Genomic DNA, 17,729 nt, shown 5'->3' with positions numbered 1-17,729 from the left:
ATTCCTTGCCTCGCATGAGGCCACTCACTGGGACGCCCCGACAATCTTCCCCTGAGTGGGATACGAGAGATGTAAAGCGCGCCTTACCCGAAGGGGTTGACCCAGGACAGGAGACGGTCGGCGCCCCGGCCGAGCCGTGTCCACAGGCTGGGCAGGGGCTCGTGCGGCAGCGCCGCGACGGCGGCGTCGACCATGTCGGCCGGAGCGTCCGCGAAGACGGTGTAGACATGACCCCCACTCGCCCAGATCGTCTCCTGCTCGGCTGAGTCCCGGATCCAGATCGTATGCCCGTTGCGCTGTCGAGCATGCCACCCGCGGAGCCGTTCTTCATCAAGCACCCCAGGCTGGATGAAGACCGACACGACTGACAAGCCATCCGAATATCCCAGATACAAGTATCCAGGAGAGGCGTCGTGGGCGGCGAACAGCTCCAGACGGCCGGGCAGGAGGTCGGGGAAACGCCAGCCCCGGGCGCGCAGGGCGGGTGTCCGCCCGAGATCGAACCCCCCGGCGGCGAGCGCGGGGGTGGCGACCTGCCGCGCCGGATCGAGGGTCAGGTCGACGAAGGCGCCGGCGTGGACGACCCTGCCGCGGCCGTCGAGGAGCTCCCGGCGCAGCACCGGCCCCCCGGCCTCGTCGAGCCAGTAGCGGGCGGCGACCGTGCCGTCGGCCCGCACGGCGTGGACGAGGCGGGCCGGCCGGCCGCAGACGCGCCCCTCGCCCACGGCCACGACCCGGTAGTTGCGGGCCAGCACCTCCAGCATGGTCTCGGAGGGGGTGGACATGCCGCCGGCGGGGGTGCCGGGGTCCACCCGCTGCAGGAGGCCCGACGGCTGGGCGTGCACGGTCAGTCCCTCACCGGGGACGTTGCGGACCTCCAGCACCGAGGAGACCGCGGCCGAACGGCCCCAGGCGGTGACGTACTGGGTGCCGGAGTATCCGCGGGCACGGCCCGCGACGGCCGCCTCGCGCAGCAGGTGCAGGCCGGTGTCGTCGCTGTCGGACTCGTCCGGCTGGACGGCGTGCGCCGGACCGCCCATCACCAGTCCGAGCAGCATGACGGCCGCGAGGACGACGGTGACGGGCAGCCGGATCACGGAGTGGGCGAGAAGGTCGGCGTCGCCGACCCTCCGTAGGGCGCGGTGTTGCGGTGCTGGTTGGCGAACATGTCGACCGGCGGCACGACGCGCGGGCCGGGCTCGGAGCCGCCCACGACGAACAGCGTGCCGATCGCCACGGCGGCGGAGGCGACGCCCACCGCTACATAGCCCGCCCGCCTCGCCCGGCGGGGACCTCCGGCGCGGCCCCGGGGCCGGTTGTCCGGCGGCGCGATGCTGTGCATGCTCGGGATCGGCGCGCCGCCGAACGTCCGCGAGGTCGGGAAGGGCCGCTCACGCGGCGGTAACGGGCCGCCGGGCTCGGCCATCCGCAGCAACGACATCGTCAGGTCGGCGGGCATCGCCGGCCCGTCCAGAGATCGCAACCGGCTCTTCAACGCCCGCACGGACTCGACCTCGGCCCGGCAGTCCGCGCAGAAGGTCAGATGTGACAGGGCACGGTCGCGCTCATGGTGATTGAGCTCACCGTCGACCAGTGCGGAAACACGCTCTCCAAGATGACTCATGCCCACTCCTTGCCAAGCGGCCCGTCGTGACATTCGTCATGACTGTGGTCTCTCATGCGAATCCCTCCCCGCGGGTGGCGGTCGGGGGGAACTGGTCGCCGCGGGGCGCGCGGTGCTCCAGCGCCTCGCGCAACTGCGCCCGGCCGCGGTGGATGCGGCTGCGGACCGTGCCGAGCTTCACGCCCAGCGTGGCGGCGATCTCCTCGTAGGACAGCCCCTCGATGTCACACAGGACAACGGCCGCGCGGAACTCGGGCGCGAGCGCGTCGAGTGCCGCCTGGATGTCCGGCTCCAGATGGGTGTCGTCGTACGCCTGGGCGGGGGACGGCTCGCGCCCGCGCAGCCGCTCGGCCGCGTCGTCGGCGAGCCCCTCGAACCTGATGCGCTGCTTGCGCCGCGCCATGTCAAGGAACAAGTTGGTGGTGATGCGGTGCAGCCAGCCCTCGAAGGTGCCTGGCGTGTAGTTCGACAGGGACCTGAAGACCCGGACGAACACCTCCTGGGTGAGGTCCTCGGCGTCGTGCACGTTGCCGGTCAGCCGGTAGGCCAGCCGGTATACGCGTGCCGAGTGATTCCTGACCACCTCCTCCCAGGTGGGAGGCGTCCAGTCAGACATGGGAGCATCCGTCTGGTGGTCGGAATCCTCCACCAGCACTCCTCTCTCCGGGACCACCGCTATCGCCATAGTGCCTGGTTTCGTCCCTTCGTGCGCACTCACTACCTTCAGGACCGGCAAAGGCCGCTTAAACCGTGCAACGCACCGGGCGTGACATGAGTTCCCGATCGGGCCTGCCTCCCTTAGGCTGCGACCCAGTGCCTATATGACTGTGTACGGAGAAAGCGGGAGGAGAGGCCGATGGCAGAGACGCCGACAAGTCCGTTGGAGGCCACTCTGGCCTATGCCGAAGAGTTCCACACGGAGGACGAGATTCTGCTCACCGCGCGTCAGCGCGGCGCGGAGGTGGGAGCGCCCCCGATCCTGCCCGGCGGCGGCGCCGCCCTCTGCTTCCTGGCCACCGCCGTCAACGCCCGCGCGGTCGTGGAGATCGGCACCGGCTGCGGCGTGTCCGGCCTGTGGCTGCTCCGTGGCATGCGCCAGGACGGCACGCTCACCAGCGTGGACGTGGAGCCGGAGCACCAGCGCCTGGCCCGGCAGAGCTTCGCCCAGGCGGGTTTCTCCGGCGGCCGGATCAGGCTGATCACCGGCCGCGCCCTGGACGTCCTGCCCCGCCTGTCCGACGGCGGCTACGACCTGGTCTTCTGTGACGCCGCCAAGCATGAGTACGGCGACTACCTGGCCGAGGCCGTCCGCCTGCTGCGCCCCGGCGGCATCGTGGTCTTCGACGGCACCCTGTGGCACAACAGGGTCGCCGACCCCGCCCGGCGCGACCCGGACACCGTCGCCGTACGGGAGCTGGGCAAGCTGGTCCGGGCCGACGAACGGCTCCGCCCGCTGATGATCCCCCTCGGCGACGGCATCCTGGCCGCCGTCAAACTCACCGACTAGAGAGCCACTCCAGCAGCAGGCGCACGCCATAGCCGGTGGCGCCCTTGCTGAAGACGCCCTCGTCCGCGCTGCTGCGGCCGACCCCGGCGATGTCCAGGTGCGCCCACGGCCGCTTGCCGGTGAACTCGCGCAGGAACAGCGCCGCGGTGATGGAGCCCGCGCCGTAGGACGATCCGACCTCGATGTTGGCCAGGTCGGCCACGCTGGAGTCGAGGGCGGGGACGTAGTCGTCGATCAGCGGCATCCGCCAGAGCCGCTCGCCGGTGCTCTCGCCCGCCGCGGTCAGCTCGGCGGCCAGATCGTCGTCGGAGGCGAAGACGGCGCCCAGGTCCTTGCCGAGGGCGATGGCGATCGCCCCGGTCAGCGTGGCGATGTCCACCATGACGTCCGGGTCGAGCTCGGCGTCGGCGTAGGCCAGCGCGTCGGCCATCACCAGGCGGCCCTCGGCGTCGGTGTTGAGCACCTCGACGGTCCGCCCGCCGTACTGGGTGATCACGTCCGAGGGGCGCTGGGCCGTGCCGGAGAAGGAGTTCTCGGCGGCGGCGATCAGGCCGGTGACCCTGACCCGCACACCGAGGGAGGCCAGCGCGCCCAGGACCGCGATCACGACCGCGCCACCGGCCATGTCGGTCTTCATGAACTTCATGCCCTCGGTCGGCTTGAGCGACAGGCCGCCGGTGTCGTAGGTGATGCCCTTGCCGACCAGGACCACGTGCCCGGTCGCGTCCTCGGGCTCGTAAGAGAGCTGGATCAGGCGGGGCGGGCTCACCGAACCCTGGCCGACGGCGACGATGCCGCCGAACCCGCCGGAGCGCAGCTCCTGCTCGTCCCACACCTTCGCGGTGACGCCCTGCTCCAGGGCGCGCTCGGCGAGCCAGGCGGGGGTCTTCACCGAGGAGGGCATGTTGGCCAGGTCCCTGGCGAGCGCGACGGCCCTGGCGACCACCTCTCCCCTGGCGATCTCGGCCTCGGCTCCGTCGCCGACGAATTCGACCAGCGCCACCGGCGTGGACTTCGCCTCGCCGATCCGGAAGGTGTAGGTGGCCAGCAGCGCGCCCTCCACGAACGCGGCCACCGGCCCCTCCGGCAGCACGACCCTGATCGCGTCCTTGCCCTTGCCCCGCCTGGCCACCGCCGCGCCGGCCTTGCGCAGGGCGGTGGCCGAGCCGTCCCCCACCCCGTAGAGCAGCACCCGGCCGACGGCGTCGCCGTTGGCGACGGGGACGTCGACGATCTCCCCGGCCTCCCCCTTGGCCTCGTAGTGGGCCAGCAGCGCGGCGGCGGGCAGCGGTAGCTCCACCTCGGGCGCGAGGTCGGCCCCGAAGGGGACCGCGAGCAGCCGGGCGTCCTCGGCGGCGGGGCTCTCGGCGCCCCCGCCCTCTCGGGAGACCGCTCCGGCGGACAGACCCTGCCCGTAAGGAGTGCGAGGCAGTAGTGAATAGGGCGATATGGGCATGCGAACTCCAGTCATCATCCGGGGAGAACACCGCGGCCCTGGCGCGAGCCGCCGTTGGGCGGTCCGACGGCCAGGGCCGTGTTCATCGGTCGCGGTCGCGTGGGCCGTAGCGGCTGTCGCGCGCTCCAAGCAAGATCGAAAAGACCCGGCCACACCGCTTGAATCTCAGATCGGGATCAGACGACGACCTTCTTCAATTCCTCACCAAGGGCACTGGCTTCGTCTGCCGAGAGTTCGACGACGAGCCGGCCGCCACCCTCCAGAGGGACCCGCATGACGATTCCCCTGCCTTCTTTGACGACCTCCAGCGGACCATCACCGGTCCTCGGCTTCATAGCCGCCATGCGTGTATCCCTTCCTGCTTCGGGCTCCGGATCTCCGACTGACCCGAGGGTGGCCGACGCATTCACGTCTTCTGTGATGTCCTATTATCCCGTCTCCGCGCTGGGAATGGGAACGATCAGCCCCAGCATCGACTCATCGGGCAATCAAGACCGTTGTCCGAGACCCTTCAGACGGCCAAACTTGTCCTCGTGAACGCCCGCGCCGCTCTGTTCGATCTGTACGGGGACCACCTGCGGTCCCGGGGCGGTCGCGCGTCCGTAGCCGCCCTCGTGCGGCTGCTCGCACCTCTGGATATCGCCGCTCCCGCCGTCCGCACCGCCGTCTCGCGGATGGTACGGCAGGGCTGGCTGGTCCCCGCCCGCCTGCCCCAGGGCCCCGGCTACGAGGTCACCCCCAAGTGCGTGCGCCGTCTCGACGAGACGGCGTCGAGAATTTACCGAGTTGGGACGATCACCTGGACGGGCCGGTGGCACGTGCTCGTGGTCGAGCCGGTGCGCGAGCGGCCCCGGCGCGACCGGCTCAAGGCCGACCTCGCCTTCCTCGGATACGCCCCGCTGTCGGAGACGACCTGGATAGGCCCGCGCCCCTCCCCCGAGCTCGGCCCGCTCCTGGCCGCCGAGGACGTCCGCGCCGACCGGTTCGACGCGATGCTCGACGGCGACCCCAGGGCGCTGGTCGCCCGGACGTGGGACCTTGACGGCATCGGCGCGGCCTACGAGAAGTGGCTGGCCCAGGCGGTCGACCTGATCGACGCGCTGCCCCGCGACGCCGCCGACGACCAGGTGTTCGCCACCCGCAGCAGGCTGCTGCACGGCTGGCGCAACTTCCTGTTCCGCGACCCCGGGCTCCCCGCCGACCTCCTGCCGCCTGACTGGCCCGGTGAGAAGGCCAGAGCATACTTCGAGCAGGAGGCGGCCCGGCTGCTCCCCCGCGCCGCCGCGTTCGTCGACCGCCATCTCACCGATCCGTAGAAGGAGCCTTCCGTTGAACGACGTTCTCTACTCCGTCGACGACGCCGTCGCCACCATCACCATCGACCGGCCGGAGGCGATGAACTCGCTGACCGAACGGGCGAAGGCCGGCCTCCTTGAGGCGCTGACCATGGCCTCGCAGGCCTACAGCGTGCGGGCGGTGGTGCTGACGGGGGCGGGCCGGGCCTTCTGCGCGGGCCAGGACCTGAACGAGCACGCCGCCAACCTGGAGGCGGGCCGCGGCCTGAACGACACCGTGCGCACGCGCTACAACCCGATCATCCGCACCATCACCGAGATGGGCAAGCCGGTCGTCGCGGCGGTGAACGGCGTCGCCGCGGGCGCGGGCGCTTCCCTGGCCTTCGCCTGCGACCTGCGGATCGCCGCCGACAGGGCGAAGTTCGCGATGGCCTTCACCGCCATCGGCCTGGCCCCCGACTCCGGCGCCTCCTGGACGCTGCAGCGCCTGGTCGGCCCGGCCCGCGCGGCCGAGCTCCTGCTGCTCGGCGAGCCCTTCGACGCGGCCCGCGCGCTGGAGCTCGGGGTCGTCTCCAAGGTCGTCCCCGCCGACGAGCTGGCCGCCGCGGCCCGCGCGCTGGCCGTACGGCTGGCGCAGGGTCCGACGAGCGCCTACGCCGCCACCAAGCGCGCCCTGGAGTATGCCGCCAGCAGCTCCCTGGCCGACGCCCTGACCATGGAGGCCGACCTCCAGGACGCCTGCGCCAAGACCGGCGACCACCTGAAGGCCACCCGCGCCTTCCTCAACAAGGAGCGTCCCGTCTTCGAGGGTCGCTAGGTCCCGCCCGGCGCCGCCGGTGCCGTCCGGCGCCGCCGCGCGGGCGACGGGTCACCGGCCCCCGGCCCGCCGGGCGTCACCGGCAGGAGTCGCGCACCCAGCAGTCGGCCAGATGGTCGTTGACCAGCCCGATGGCCTGCATCAGCGCGTAGGCGGTGGTGGGGCCGACGAACCGGAAGCCACGGGACTTGAGCTCCTTGGCGAGCGCCTTGGAGCCGGGGGTCTGGGCCGGCACGTCCGCCAGGGTCTTCGGCATGGTGGAGTCGGGGTCGGCGTGGCGCCAGACGAGGTCGGACAGGTCGACCTCCAGGGCGGCGCGCGCGTTGGCGACCGTGGCCTCGATCTTGGCCCGGTTGCGGACGATCCCGGTGTCGGCCAGCAGGCGGTCGACGTCGGAGTCGCCGAAGGCCGCCACGGCCGGGATCGAGAACCCGGCGAAGGCGGCCCGGAAGTTCTCCCGCTTGCGCAGGATCGTGATCCACGACAGGCCGGACTGGAACGCCTCCAGGGTGAGCCGCTCGAACACGCGGTCGTCGCCCTCGACCCTGCGGCCCCACTCCTCGTCGTGGTAGGCGATGTATTCGGGGGCCGAGCTCACCCAGCCGCAGCGGACGGGCTGCGTGTGCCCGGTCATCGTGCCTCCTCCGAGTCCGGCACGCCCGGCCGGTCGCGCTCCCAGCCGTCATCCGGGCGGTGCTCCCAGCCGCCTCCCCGGTCGCCGTCGCGGCCCACCTCACCGTCGCGGCCGGCCTCACCGTCAAGATCGGCCTCACCGTTGAGGTCGGCCTCACCGTTGAGGTCGGCGGCGTCACGGACACGGTCGGCGGCGGCCGCGTCACGGTCGCGGTCGGTGGCCGCGTCGCGGTCGGCGAGGGACTCCGGCAGCGCCTCGGACAGCTCGGGCAGCTCCATCGGCCCCTCGGGCTCGTGGTTGGTGCGCGGGCCGTCCGGCGGGCCGGCGTGGATCTCCTTGCGGGCCTGGAGCCGGAAGGCCAGCAGCTCCGACACCCGCTGCTCGAGGACCGCGATCCTGGTGTCGCGCTCGCCCAGCGCGTTCACGACCCGGTTCAGCGTCTCGTCCACGCTCTGCGTGTGATAGCCGACGAGGCTCACCGGCAGTTGCAGGCTCATGAGGTCGGCGGCGCCGAGCTGACCGGCGCCGGGCAGGTCGAGCGGAGGGACGTCGGGGGCGAACTCGCTCAGTTCGCCGCCCCGCCCCGTGGCGACCACCACCACACCCGCGAGAATGGCTACGGCGGCGAGAGCGAGTATGACCAGCACATACGAATCGTGCCACAACTCCCCTGATCTAGGATCGCGCCATGACAGCTCTCGCGGTAATCGGCCCCGACGACCCGGGCGGACCGGACTGGGCCGAGGCCCACTCGATCACCGAGATCGAGGAGCTCGTCCGGGCCGGGCGGACCGTCGCCGTCACGCCCGCCGCGCTGGCCGGGGACGACCGGGAGGCCGCGGAGCTCGCCGCGGCCTCGATCTGCGCCTGGGCCGGCGCCCGGGTCTTCCGCACCACCCGCCCCGACCAGGTACGGCTGGCGGTCGAGATGACCGAGTCCCTCGCCGGGCGGCGTCCGCCCGCGCTAACCCGCCGTGGCCTCGCCTAGCTCCTCGGCGCTCGGCACCAGGTGCGTGGTCCTCTTCTCCAGGTGCTGGAACGCCTCCTCGACCGTGGTGGTCCAGGAGATCGCGTCGAAGACGTTCGGCCGGGTGAAGCCCTCCTCGTGCATCCGCTCGACCAGGGTCTTCAGCGGCGCGTAGACACCCCATGGGTCCAGCAGCACCAGCGGCTTGTCGTGCAGGCCGATCGTCCGCGCCGTCCAGATCTCGAACAGCTCCTCAAGCGTCCCGATGCCGCCGGGCAGCACCAGGAAGGCGTCGGAGCGGGCGTCCATGACGCCCTTGCGCTCACGCATGTCGGTGGTGACGACCAGCTCGTCGGAGTCTTCGTCGGCGACCTCGATGTCCACCAGGGCCTGCGGGATCACCCCGATGGTCCGGCCTCCGCCCGCGCGTGTCGCCCGGGCCACCGCGCCCATGCAGGACACCTTGGCCCCGCCGCTCACCAGCGTGTGCCCGCGGCCGGCCAGCTCGGTGCCGACCTCCTCGGCCAGGGTCAGATACTTCTGATCGATCTTCTGACTCGATGCCAGGAATACACATATGAACACAGGCAAACCCTATTGTGCGTCGCCGACCGTGTTCCGGGCCGCCCGCTGCTCCTCCCTGAGCCGCTCGGCCCTGTTCCGGTCGGCGTCGGCGATGATCCGCACGGCCTCGTCCACGTCGTCGGTGAGGTGGACGAGGTCCAGGTCCGCCGGGGAGATCTTGCCGCTGGACACGAGGGTGTCCTTGATCCAGCCGATCAGCCCGCCCCAGAACTCCGTGCCCATCAGCACCACGGGGAAGGAGGTGACCTTGCGCGTCTGGACCAGCGTCAGCGCCTCGAACAGCTCGTCCATCGTGCCGAAACCGCCCGGCAGCGCGATGAAGCCGCAGGCGTACTTCACGAACATGGTCTTGCGGACGAAGAAGTAGCGGAACTCGATGCCGAGGTCCACGTACTCGTTCAGGTGCTGCTCGAAGGGGAGCTCGATGCCCAGGCCGACGGAGACCCCGCCCGCCTCCCTGGCCCCCCTGTTGGCCGCCTCCATGCAGCCGGGCCCGCCGCCGGTGATCACGGCGTAGCCCGCCTCGGAGAGTTTCCGGCCGATCTGGACGCCCAGCTCGTACTCGGGGGTGCCCTCGGGGGTCCGGGCGGACCCGAAGACGGTCACCGCCTGAGGCAGCTCGGCGAGCTGGCCGAAGCCCTCCACGAACTCCGCCTGGATGCGCATCACCCGCCACGGGTCCATGTGCAGCCAGTCGGCGGGCCCCCGGCGGTCGAGAAGCCGCTGGTCATGAGTGGATTCGGAGACGAGGTCGCCGCGGACCACGGCGCCTCCCTGACGGCGTTCCGGACGTGTCTTCTTCATGCCGGTCACCGTAGCGCCGCCTTCGGAAAAATCTTGGAAAATCTCCTGGAAAACACGGAACCGGATTTCGCGGAGCCTGCGTCTAACTGCCGAGGGTGCTGCTCGGGACTGAAAGTGGCTTTCCCCGCCAAATGGCCGGCGAGGAAAGCCACTTTCATTTGTGTCCGGACCAGGCGGCCGATACGCCCAGGTCAGACGGCCGGTCGCGGCGGTGTCAGCCCAGCCAGCCGAGCATTCTGCGCTCACAATCGGCGATCTTCTTCAGTGAGACGTACTCCCCGCGCTGATGCGCCAGATTCGGGTCGCCGGGACCGTAGTTCACCGCGGGGACCCCGAGGCCGGAGAACAGCGACACGTCGGTCCAGCCGAGTTTGGCCCTCGGGGTGCCGCCGACGGCCTCCAGGAAGGCCGCCGCCACCGGATGGGTCAGGCCGGGCCGCGCGGCCGCGGCCCCGTCGGTGAAGCGGACCTCGAAGCCGTCGAACACCTCGCTCACGTGCGCCTGGGCGGCCTCCAGCGACAGGTCGGGGGCGAAGCGGTAGTTGACGGTCACCACGCACTCGTCGGGGATCACGTTGCCCGCCACGCCGCCGTCGATCGCCACCGCGTTCAGGCCCTCGTGGTATTCCAGCCCGTCCACCACCGGCAGCCTGGCCTGGTAGGCGTTCAGGATCGCGAGCACCGGCTCGGCCGCGTGGACGGCGTTGACCCCGAGCCAGGACCTGGCGCTGTGGGCTCGCCTGCCGCGGGTGGTGATCTGGGCCCGGAGCGTGCCCTGGCAGCCGCCCTCGATCACGCCGTCGGTGGGCTCCATGAGCACCGCGAAGTCACCGGCGAGCCAGTCCGGGTGCCTGCGGCTGAGCCGGAGCAGGCCGTTGCGCTCGGCCTCGATCTCCTCGCAGTCGTAGAAGACGTAGGTCACGTCCCTGCTCGGCGTCCGGAGCGCCGCCGCCAGCTTCAGCGCGACCGCGACGCCGGCCTTCATGTCCGAGGTGCCGCAGCCGTACAGCAGGTCGCCCTCGACCCGGCTGGGCAGGTTGCCGGCGACCGGGACGGTGTCGATGTGCCCGGCGATCACCACCCGCTCGCCGCGGCCCAGCTCGGTGCGGGCGACGATCGCCTCGCCGTCGCGGTGCACGCTCAGGTGCGGGAGAGGCCGTAGTGCCTGCTCGACCGCGTCCGCCAGTGCCTTCTCGCCGCCGCTGACCGACTCGACGTCCACGAGCCGCGCGGTGAGCGCCCCGACGTCCTGTGTGAGATCCAGACGCGTACTCATGCCCGCGACCCTATCCCCGCCCGCGGGTTCCGCTGGAGGGCGCGTCGCGCATCAGCGAGCCGGCCGCGCCGACCGGACGCTCGGCCCGGCATCGGAACTGCGCGAGGCTCCGGCGGATCCGGACACCGACCTGGCCAGGGAGGAGGCGGCCGTCCGGCGGCAGCGGGCCATGCTCGCCGAGCTGACGCACACCGGCCACGACCCGGCGCCGGCCGCGGGGCCGGGCCACAGCTTCGCCGAGCTGGAACAGCTCTTCCCCGCGCGGCGCGGGGTCGTCTGGCTCCTCGTGGGCTGACGCCTCACACGTTGACGCCGTGCTCGCGGAGGATCCCGTCGAGCTCCGCCCTGCCGTGCCGCCGCCCCTCACGCAGGCGTCTGAGCACCAGCACGCAGGGCAGCCCGAAGGTGCCGCCGGGGAACTCCCTGGCGTGGGTGCCGCCGACCGCCACGCACCAGTCGGGGATGCGGCCCCGGTCCAGCTCCTCGCCCGTCCGCGCGTCGATGACCGGCGTCGAGGCGGACAGGATCGTGCCGGCGCCGACCACGGCGCCCCTGCCCACCCGGGCCCCTTCGACGATCATCGCGCGGCTCCCGACCAGCGCGCCGTCCTCGACGACCGCCGGGGCCGCGCTCAGGGGCTCCGGCGCCCCGCCGACGCCCGCCCCGCCGGACAGGTGGACGTTCTCGCCGATCTGCGCGCACGAGCCGACCGCGGCCCAGGTGTCCACCACGGTCCCGGCGCCCACGTGGGCGCCGATGTCGACGAAGGAGGGCATCAGCACGGCGCCGGGCGCGATGTAGGCGCCCCAGCGGGCGATCGCCCCCGGCACCACGCGGACACCGTCGAAGGAGGTCTTCAGCGGGACGCGGTCGTGGTGGTGGAAGTCACCCACCTGGGAGCGGGACATGCCGAGCACGAGGGAGGCCAGCAGGACGGCGCGCCTGGCCCGCTCGTCCACGACCACCTCACCGGCGGAGGAGACGGCGGCGGCCCTGGCCCTGCCGGTGTCGATCATGTCGACGGCGGCGACGACGACGCTCCGCGCCTCGTCGTCGCCGGGGCCCAGCTCGGCCCGGCGCTCCCACAGCTCGTCGACAGCCGCCGGCAGCGGGCTGGAATGGGTCTGGATCGTGACTCCTCCGCTCCCACGCGAAAGCGGCTTCTCGCCAGGCCGGACGGGCATCGCGGCGGACAGGCCCGGCCCGCGGGACCTGTGGAACGATAACAGAGGGCGACCGTCCGGCTTCGGGATTATGCCGAGAATCTCCGGCGGTTCTTCTCCTGCCCGGGACCGGTAGGTTCTTCAGGGTGCAACGGCGCTTCTCCAAAGGGGTCATCACGATCTTCGTGATCGTCACCGTGCTCGCGGCGGCCATCACCGTGGGCCTGTTCACCCTGCTGAACCGGGTCACCTCGTTCACCGCACAGCAGGAGGGTTGCACGATCACCACCCCGGCGGGCTCCATCGAGCTGGAGATCGAGCAGGCGCAGGTGGCCTCGGCCATCGCGGCGGTGGCCGCCCGCCGGAAGCTGCCCGAGCGGGCCGTGGTGATCGCCTACGCCACCGGCATCCAGGAGTCCAAGCTGCTCAACCTGCCCTTCGGCGACCGCGACTCGGTCGGGGTGTTCCAGCAGCGGCCCTCGCAGGGCTGGGGCAAGCCCAGTCAGCTGATCGACCCGGTCTACGCCGCGGGGAAGTTCTTCTCCGCCCTGGTGAAGGTCAAGCACTACCGGAAGCTGCCGCTGCACGAGGCGGCCCAGGAGGTGCAGCGCTCGGCCGACGGGTCGGCCTACGCCCAGCACGAGGGCGAGGCGAAGATCCTGGCGGCGGCGTTCACGGGGCGGGTGCCCAAGGCCGTGCGCTGCTGGTTCCCGGCCCCCACCGGGAAGACGCCCCTCCCCGGCGCCGCCGCGGCCAGGCAGGAGCTCGCCCGCGCGCTCGGCTCCGGCACCACGCTCAACGCCACCTCGCAGAAGCACGGCTGGCTGATGTCCACCTGGTCGGTCACCCATGCCCGAGAGTTCGGGCTGAGCCGGGTCCGCTACAACGGCCAGGTCTGGTCGTCGACGGATGACGACGGCGGGTGGAAGGCCGACGCGGGCGCCCCGGCGGGCCGGGTCGAGATCTCCTAGCCCTTCTTCTCGATCTTGATGGAGCCCGGCGGGAGCGGCTGGGCGTAGGAGGAGCTCCAGGGCTGGCCCTGGAGCCGCTCGAAGCAGAGCAGGCGGCCGTCGGCGGCCCGGTAGTCGGCGAAGTCGAGCAGGCCCCGCTCGGGCATCGAGGTGACGCCCTCCCCGCGGAAGGCCGCCGTCCCGCGGTCCACCGGGAAGAACTCGACCCCCTCGACACTCAGCGTGGTCTTGGCCGGGATCATGCCCTGGGTGGGCACCGGCGTCCACAGCAGCACCTCGAGATGGGGCGGGTCGCCCGGTTTCAGGCCGGGACGGGTCTCGACCGACAGCCACTGGTAGCGGCGGGTGCCGTCGTCGAGCAGGTATTCCGTCCACTGGGTGCCCTGCCACGACAGGTACATGGCGCCCAGGACGCGGGTCCGCGCGCCCTGGCAGTCGATCGTGTCGCCCACCTTGATCGTACGAGGATCGGGGTAGTCGATGCCGACATGGCCCATGCTCGGCTGGGGCGGCGGCTGCGCGTCCTCGGCCGGTTGGAGGGGGGTATCGCCGGGCGGCTCGGGCTTGCGCGGTTTCCTGTCCTGGCGCGTGGTCGCGTAGAACGCGCCGAGCAACAGGACGAGCGTCACTGCGCTGAGTCCGAGTATCGCGGCGACCTCAGGGGTCATGCCGCGGGATCCTACTGGAGGCGGCGGACCGCCGCACTGACGCGTTCGTCGCTCGCGGTCACGGCGATCCGGATATGTGACCCACCGGCTTCTCCGTAGAAGTCACCGGGTGCCACCAGAATCCCCTTGTCGGCCAGCGCCCGCACCTGCTTCCAGCAGTCCGTGCCGTTGGAGGCCCACAGGTAGAGGCCCGCGGTGGAGTGCTCGATCTCCCAGCCGGCCGCCTCCAGGGCGGGGCGCAGCGCCGCCCGGCGGGCGGCGTAACGGGCCCGCTGCTCCTCGGCGTGCTCGTCGTCGTCCAGGGCGACGGCCATCGCCGCCTGGACCGGCGCCGGCATGAGCATGCCCGCGTGCTTGCGGACCTCCAGCAGCCGCCGGATCAGCGCCGGGTCACCCGCGACGAACCCGGCGCGGTAGCCCGCCAGGTTGGAGCGCTTGGACAGCGAGTGCACCGCGAGCAGGCCCTCGTGCGAGCCGCCGCACACGTCCGGGTGCAGGATCGAGATCGGCCGCTCCTCCCAGCCCAGCTCGATGTAGCACTCGTCGGAGGCCACGACCGCGCCCCGCTCGCGCGCCCACGAGACGATCTTGCGCAGGTGCTCGGCGGGCAGGACCTTGCCGGTCGGGTTGGACGGCGAGTTCACCCAGACCAGCGGCACCCGCTCGGGCCCGAGCGCCAGCAGCCCGTCGGTGGCGTACGGCTGGGCGCCCGCGAGCCGGGCCCCCACGTCATAGGTGGGGTAGGCCAGCTCGGGGAAGATCACACGCTGGCCGGGGCCGATGCCGAGCAGCGTCGGCAGCCAGGCCACGAACTCCTTGGAGCCGATCAGCGGCAGCACGTCCGCCTGGTCGAGGCTCACCCCGTGCCGGCGGCGCAGCCAGCCCGCCGCGGCGGAGCGGAGCCGCTCGGTGCCGTAGGTCAGCGGGTAGCCGGGACTGTCGGCGGCCTCCGCCAGCGCCTGCCGCACGACGGCCGGGACCGGGTCGACGGGGGTGCCGACCGAGAGGTCGACGATCCCGTCGGGATGCGACTGCGCCAGCTCCTTGAGCGGCGTGAGTCGGTCCCATGGGAAATCCGGCAGGCCGATCACAGCTCTCCCCGATAGGCAGGTCCCCCGCCCCGGCCGGGAGGGGGAAGACGTCTTGTCAGCGGGCTCCGGCCGGGCGGGGCGGCTCAGTGCGCGCCGCCCCGCCCGGCCGGGCTCCTAGTGGCTCTCGGCCTGCGGGGGCAGGGCCGCGACGACCGGGTGGTCCTTCTGGATCTTGCCGACCTTGGAGGCGCCACCGGGCGACCCCAGGTCCTCGAAGAAGTCCACGTTGGCCTTGTAGAAGTCCTTCCACTGCTCGGGAAGGTCGTCCTCGTAGAAGATCGCCTCAACGGGGCAGACTGGCTCGCACGCACCGCAGTCCACGCACTCGTCGGGGTGGATGTAGAGCATGCGCTCGCCCTCGTAGATGCAATCGACGGGGCACTCCTCGATGCACGCCTTGTCCAGGACGTCCACGCAAGGCTGCGCGATGACGTAGGTCACCTCGGGCTCCTTCTTTTTTACGCACCTAGGCACGACTTCGACCGCGGGTTGCTACGCCCTAGTATTGCCGTGCCCGCCAAATGTCCGAAACGGGAGGGGGCAAAAGACGGTGAACCCAGGCCTCGGCGCTCGCCTAAATATCACCATAACCCCTTCTGACGTGGGCAAAAGAGTAACCACACGGCGGCGGGTTCCAGAAGGGTTTCGCGACGCGGTGGGCCAACTCGAATTCTGGCGGGACGGCGTGCTCGGGGTGCGCAAGCGCGACGGCAGCCTGGTCGAGATCCCCCAGGACACCCTCGTGGCGGCGAAGGTCGTCCCGGGCTGAGCCCGACCGCGCAGGTCACGGCCCGGCCGGTGGGGACGGCGGCCCGCTCCGTCCGGGTGTAAGCCGTTCACCAAGAAAGGCCGCGCCTCCTCGACCCGCCCCGCCTTCACCAAGAGTATTCGACATGTGACCGTACGCATCAGCGCCGCAGCCGTGATTCTCACCGCCACGATCGCCGGGTGTGGCGCCCCGGCCACCGAGAACCGCCAGCTTCCGCCGGCCAAGCCCCAGGCCGCCTCCCTTCAGGAGGGGTTCTCGACCATGGACCACCTCGTCGAGACGGCCCGCAAGGAAGGCTCGCTCACCGTGATCGGGCTGCCGCGCGACTGGGTGAACTACGGAGAGATCATCGACGCCTTCTCCGAGGAGTACGGGATCAAGGTCGACCAGCTGGAGCCGGAGGCGAGCAGCCGGCGGGAGATCGAGTCCGCGGCCCGGCTCAGGCCCGACGTCTTCGACCTGAGCCTGGAGGTCGCGGTGGCCAACGCCGCCGCCTTCGCCCCGTACAAGGTCCAGAACTGGCAGGACATCCCCGACGAGCTCAAGGACCCGGCCGGGCGGTGGTACGCCGGCTACGGGGGCTACATGTCCATCGGTTACGACCCGGGCAAGGTCGCGGCCCCCACCTCCTACGGCGACCTGCTCAAGCCCGGCTACAGCGTCTCGCTGTCCGGCGACCCGCGGCAGGCCGCCTCGGCCTTCAACGGGGTGATGGCCGCCTCGCTCAGCAACGGCAGGGCCCAGGCGGAGCGGGGGGTGGAGTTCTTCCACCGCCTGAAGCGGGCCGGCAACCTCGCGGCCTCGGAGCAGGCGGCCTCGGTCGTCCTCGACTGGGACTACCGCAACGCCGGGCGGGCGGGCTGGAAGGTCGCGATCCCGGGCGACGCCGCGCTCAGCGCGTACTACGTCCAGGCCATCAGCAAGAACGCCCCGCACCCGGCCGCCGCGCGGCTGTGGCAGGAGTTCCTCTTCTCCGACAGGGGCCAGAACCTCTTCCTCAAGGGCTACGCCCGGCCGGCCCGGATGGAGGCCCTCCGGATGCGGGGCGCGCTGGACGGGGATCTCGCCGCCAGGCTGCCCGCCACGAACGCCCGGCCGGTGATGCTGACCATTCCGCAGACCGACGCCGCCAAGGCGTACCTCCAGCGTGCGTGGGGTGGGAAGGTCGGATAACCCTGAGGCTGCCGAGACTGATATGTCGCGACATCCCGGAGGCTCTAAAGTGTCTGGAGAGCACCGATAAGAGGCCGTGGCGTCTCAGAATGTGAGCTGATCGTCATGCGATACGACGCCCCGGGCCTGACGAGGTGGAACGCTCGCTCCTACGACAGCGGCTTCGGATACGTCTCGGCGCACGGCGCCCCCCTGGTCGACCTGCTCGACCCCCAGCCCGGGGAGCGCATCGTGGATCTCGGCTGCGGCACCGGGGTGCTGACCGCCGAGATCACCTCCCGGGGGGCCCGCGTCCTGGGGATCGACGGATCCCCGGCGATGATCGAGAAGGCCCTGGCGCAGTATCCGGGGCTGGACTTCATCGTCGGCGACGGCAGTGACTTCACGGTCGCCCAGCCGTACGACGCGGTCTTCTCCAACGCGGCCCTGCACTGGATGGGGCGTGAGCCGGACGCGGTGATATCCAGCGTGCGCGAGGCACTGACCCCCGGCGGGCGGTTCGTGGCCGAGATGGGCGGCGCGGGCAACTGCGCCGCGCTGACGGCCGCGCTGTCCACCGCGTGGCGGGAGCACGGGCTGCGCGAGCCCGACCTCCCTTGGTACTTCCCCACTCCGGCCGAATACGCCACGCGGCTGGAGAAAGGCGGGTTCGTCGTCCGGCTGCTGGAGTACTTCGACCGGCCGACCCCGCTTGACGAATGCCCCAACGGGGCGGCGGACTGGGTGCGGATGTTCGCCGGCTCGCTGCTCCACGGAGTGCCCGTGGAGCTGGCCGAATCACTGCTGCGCCGGGTGAACGAGCTGGCCGCGCCCGCGCTGCGCCGGGAGACCGGGTGGATGGCCGACTACGTGCGGCTCCGGTTCGCGGCCGTACGCCGCTGACCGGACCCGATGCGCCGGGGCGATTTGCCAGACTATGGTCTGTTCCA

Annotated in this window: 23 protein-coding genes; 9 read left to right on the top strand and 14 right to left on the bottom strand. The window is 71.5% G+C overall.

Translation table 11 applies throughout. The features are described from left to right. Positions 1–83: 83 nt before the first annotated feature. Genes J2S55_RS22025 through sigE form a run of 3 tightly spaced genes read right to left on the bottom strand, consistent with a single transcriptional unit; the run spans position 84 to position 2,309 of the window. Positions 84–1,097, bottom strand: coding sequence for a sigma-E factor regulatory protein RseB domain-containing protein (locus J2S55_RS22025; RefSeq protein ID WP_306864132.1), 1,014 nt, complete (start codon positions 1,095–1,097; stop codon positions 84–86). Continuing rightward, entirely contained in the window at positions 1,094–1,624 is a 531-nt protein-coding gene (locus J2S55_RS22020; protein ID WP_306864129.1) for an anti-sigma factor family protein, read from the bottom strand. Before J2S55_RS22020 ends, J2S55_RS22025 begins: the two co-directional genes overlap by 4 nt. A 52-nt stretch (positions 1,625–1,676) precedes the next feature. Next, entirely contained in the window at positions 1,677–2,309 is a 633-nt protein-coding gene (gene sigE, locus J2S55_RS22015; RefSeq protein ID WP_306864126.1) for an RNA polymerase sigma factor SigE, read from the bottom strand. Positions 2,310–2,480: 171 nt separating this feature from the next. On the opposite strand from sigE, the gene J2S55_RS22010 reads away from it, so the two are divergent. Then, complete coding sequence (locus J2S55_RS22010; RefSeq protein WP_306864123.1) at positions 2,481–3,131, top strand: O-methyltransferase; 651 nt, start codon at positions 2,481–2,483, stop codon at positions 3,129–3,131. Here the strand turns inward: J2S55_RS22010 and J2S55_RS22005 are convergent. Together J2S55_RS22005 and J2S55_RS22000 are read right to left on the bottom strand one after the other, a co-directional pair. Next, positions 3,121–4,587: a leucyl aminopeptidase gene (locus tag J2S55_RS22005; RefSeq protein ID WP_306864119.1), complete on the bottom strand. Its 1,467-nt coding sequence runs from the start codon at positions 4,585–4,587 to the stop codon at positions 3,121–3,123. The genes J2S55_RS22010 and J2S55_RS22005 overlap by 11 nt on opposite strands. Positions 4,588–4,763: 176 nt before the next feature. Then, the gene (locus J2S55_RS22000; RefSeq protein WP_012894793.1) at positions 4,764–4,931 is read right to left on the bottom strand and encodes a DUF3117 domain-containing protein; all 168 of its coding nucleotides are present in this window, start codon (positions 4,929–4,931) and stop codon (positions 4,764–4,766) included. Between the two features lie 189 nt (positions 4,932–5,120). On the opposite strand from J2S55_RS22000, the gene J2S55_RS21995 reads away from it, so the two are divergent. Then, complete coding sequence (locus J2S55_RS21995) at positions 5,121–5,903, top strand: PaaX family transcriptional regulator (protein WP_306864110.1); 783 nt, start codon at positions 5,121–5,123, stop codon at positions 5,901–5,903. Positions 5,904–5,916: 13 nt separating this feature from the next. After that, positions 5,917–6,699, top strand: a complete 783-nt coding sequence (locus tag J2S55_RS21990) for an enoyl-CoA hydratase-related protein (RefSeq protein WP_306864107.1) — start codon at positions 5,917–5,919, stop codon at positions 6,697–6,699. Between the two features lie 76 nt (positions 6,700–6,775). On the opposite strand, the gene J2S55_RS21985 is transcribed toward J2S55_RS21990, so the two are convergent. Together J2S55_RS21985 and J2S55_RS21980 are read right to left on the bottom strand one after the other, a co-directional pair. Beyond that, on the bottom strand, positions 6,776–7,333 hold the full coding sequence (locus J2S55_RS21985) for a DNA-3-methyladenine glycosylase I (RefSeq protein WP_306864106.1): 558 nt from the start codon (positions 7,331–7,333) through the stop codon (positions 6,776–6,778). After that, entirely contained in the window at positions 7,330–7,980 is a 651-nt protein-coding gene (locus J2S55_RS21980) for a hypothetical protein (protein WP_306864103.1), read from the bottom strand. Before J2S55_RS21980 ends, J2S55_RS21985 begins: the two co-directional genes overlap by 4 nt. A gap of 41 nt (positions 7,981–8,021) precedes the next feature. Here J2S55_RS21980 and J2S55_RS21975 point away from each other — a divergent pair, with 41 nt between their 5' ends. Continuing rightward, entirely contained in the window at positions 8,022–8,321 is a 300-nt protein-coding gene (locus J2S55_RS21975; protein ID WP_306864101.1) for a hypothetical protein, read from the top strand. On the opposite strand, the gene J2S55_RS21970 is transcribed toward J2S55_RS21975, so the two are convergent. From J2S55_RS21970 to dapE, 3 genes are all read right to left on the bottom strand, one after another. Next, positions 8,298–8,885: an LOG family protein gene (locus tag J2S55_RS21970; protein ID WP_306864098.1), complete on the bottom strand. Its 588-nt coding sequence runs from the start codon at positions 8,883–8,885 to the stop codon at positions 8,298–8,300. The two genes, J2S55_RS21975 and J2S55_RS21970, sit on opposite strands and share 24 nt — an antisense overlap. Positions 8,886–8,894: 9 nt before the next feature. Continuing rightward, the gene (locus J2S55_RS21965) at positions 8,895–9,689 is read right to left on the bottom strand and encodes an LOG family protein (protein WP_306864096.1); all 795 of its coding nucleotides are present in this window, start codon (positions 9,687–9,689) and stop codon (positions 8,895–8,897) included. Between the two features lie 214 nt (positions 9,690–9,903). Next, on the bottom strand, positions 9,904–10,965 hold the full coding sequence (gene dapE, locus J2S55_RS21960) for a succinyl-diaminopimelate desuccinylase (protein ID WP_306864094.1): 1,062 nt from the start codon (positions 10,963–10,965) through the stop codon (positions 9,904–9,906). Between dapE and J2S55_RS21955 the strand changes: the two genes are divergently transcribed. After that, on the top strand, positions 10,964–11,260 hold the full coding sequence (locus tag J2S55_RS21955) for a hypothetical protein (protein ID WP_306864092.1): 297 nt from the start codon (positions 10,964–10,966) through the stop codon (positions 11,258–11,260). The genes dapE and J2S55_RS21955 overlap by 2 nt on opposite strands. A gap of 4 nt (positions 11,261–11,264) precedes the next feature. On the opposite strand, the gene J2S55_RS21950 is transcribed toward J2S55_RS21955, so the two are convergent. Further along, positions 11,265–12,149: a 2,3,4,5-tetrahydropyridine-2,6-dicarboxylate N-succinyltransferase gene (locus tag J2S55_RS21950; RefSeq protein WP_306864090.1), complete on the bottom strand. Its 885-nt coding sequence runs from the start codon at positions 12,147–12,149 to the stop codon at positions 11,265–11,267. Positions 12,150–12,274: 125 nt separating this feature from the next. Here J2S55_RS21950 and J2S55_RS21945 point away from each other — a divergent pair, with 125 nt between their 5' ends. Continuing rightward, complete coding sequence (locus J2S55_RS21945) at positions 12,275–13,099, top strand: hypothetical protein (RefSeq protein ID WP_306864088.1); 825 nt, start codon at positions 12,275–12,277, stop codon at positions 13,097–13,099. Here J2S55_RS21945 and J2S55_RS21940 read toward each other — a convergent pair. From J2S55_RS21940 to fdxA, 3 genes are all read right to left on the bottom strand, one after another. Then, positions 13,096–13,767 (bottom strand): DUF4178 domain-containing protein, encoded by a 672-nt coding sequence (locus tag J2S55_RS21940; RefSeq protein WP_306864085.1) that lies wholly within the window; start codon positions 13,765–13,767, stop codon positions 13,096–13,098. The two genes, J2S55_RS21945 and J2S55_RS21940, sit on opposite strands and share 4 nt — an antisense overlap. Positions 13,768–13,778: 11 nt before the next feature. Further along, positions 13,779–14,858 (bottom strand): succinyldiaminopimelate transaminase, encoded by a 1,080-nt coding sequence (gene dapC / locus J2S55_RS21935; protein ID WP_306864082.1) that lies wholly within the window; start codon positions 14,856–14,858, stop codon positions 13,779–13,781. A gap of 114 nt (positions 14,859–14,972) precedes the next feature. Next, the gene (fdxA, locus tag J2S55_RS21930) at positions 14,973–15,299 is read right to left on the bottom strand and encodes a ferredoxin (RefSeq protein ID WP_306864079.1); all 327 of its coding nucleotides are present in this window, start codon (positions 15,297–15,299) and stop codon (positions 14,973–14,975) included. A gap of 109 nt (positions 15,300–15,408) precedes the next feature. Between fdxA and J2S55_RS48635 the strand changes: the two genes are divergently transcribed. The 3 genes from J2S55_RS48635 to J2S55_RS21920 all read left to right on the top strand — a co-directional run bounded on the left by J2S55_RS48635 (position 15,409) and on the right by J2S55_RS21920 (position 17,682). Then, a complete protein-coding gene (locus tag J2S55_RS48635; RefSeq protein WP_442480490.1) occupies positions 15,409–15,627 on the top strand; it encodes a putative acetyltransferase in 219 nt (72 codons plus the stop codon). A 126-nt stretch (positions 15,628–15,753) separates the two neighbouring features. Then, complete coding sequence (locus tag J2S55_RS21925) at positions 15,754–16,800, top strand: ABC transporter substrate-binding protein (protein WP_306864076.1); 1,047 nt, start codon at positions 15,754–15,756, stop codon at positions 16,798–16,800. 105 nt (positions 16,801–16,905) lie between these two features. Continuing rightward, positions 16,906–17,682, top strand: a complete 777-nt coding sequence (locus J2S55_RS21920) for a class I SAM-dependent methyltransferase (protein ID WP_306864074.1) — start codon at positions 16,906–16,908, stop codon at positions 17,680–17,682. Positions 17,683–17,729: the final 47 nt, after the last annotated feature.

Source organism: Streptosporangium brasiliense (genome assembly GCF_030811595.1).
GTDB lineage: Bacteria > Actinomycetota > Actinomycetes > Streptosporangiales > Streptosporangiaceae > Streptosporangium > Streptosporangium brasiliense.
Note: the sequence above shows the minus strand (reverse complement) of the source record. Positions and strands in the feature narration are given on the sequence as shown.

Bases quoted from the DNA above. Each gene is read 5' to 3' on its own strand.
- J2S55_RS21975 (WP_306864101.1), top strand. From the start codon at position 8,022: ATGACAGCTCTCGCGGTAATCGGCCCCGACGACCCGGGCGGACCGGAC.
- J2S55_RS21985 (WP_306864106.1), bottom strand. From the start codon at position 7,333: ATGACCGGGCACACGCAGCCCGTCCGCTGCGGCTGGGTGAGCTCGGCC.
- J2S55_RS21920 (WP_306864074.1), top strand. From the start codon at position 16,906: ATGCGATACGACGCCCCGGGCCTGACGAGGTGGAACGCTCGCTCCTAC.
- J2S55_RS22010 (WP_306864123.1), top strand. From the start codon at position 2,481: ATGGCAGAGACGCCGACAAGTCCGTTGGAGGCCACTCTGGCCTATGCC.
- dapE (WP_306864094.1), bottom strand. From the start codon at position 10,965: ATGAGTACGCGTCTGGATCTCACACAGGACGTCGGGGCGCTCACCGCG.
- J2S55_RS22000 (WP_012894793.1), bottom strand. From the start codon at position 4,931: ATGGCGGCTATGAAGCCGAGGACCGGTGATGGTCCGCTGGAGGTCGTC.
- J2S55_RS21940 (WP_306864085.1), bottom strand. From the start codon at position 13,767: ATGACCCCTGAGGTCGCCGCGATACTCGGACTCAGCGCAGTGACGCTC.
- J2S55_RS22020 (WP_306864129.1), bottom strand. From the start codon at position 1,624: ATGAGTCATCTTGGAGAGCGTGTTTCCGCACTGGTCGACGGTGAGCTC.
- J2S55_RS22005 (WP_306864119.1), bottom strand. From the start codon at position 4,587: ATGCCCATATCGCCCTATTCACTACTGCCTCGCACTCCTTACGGGCAG.
- J2S55_RS21965 (WP_306864096.1), bottom strand. From the start codon at position 9,689: ATGAAGAAGACACGTCCGGAACGCCGTCAGGGAGGCGCCGTGGTCCGC.
- J2S55_RS21950 (WP_306864090.1), bottom strand. From the start codon at position 12,149: ATGCCCGTCCGGCCTGGCGAGAAGCCGCTTTCGCGTGGGAGCGGAGGA.
- J2S55_RS21955 (WP_306864092.1), top strand. From the start codon at position 10,964: ATGCCCGCGACCCTATCCCCGCCCGCGGGTTCCGCTGGAGGGCGCGTC.
- sigE (WP_306864126.1), bottom strand. From the start codon at position 2,309: ATGGCGATAGCGGTGGTCCCGGAGAGAGGAGTGCTGGTGGAGGATTCC.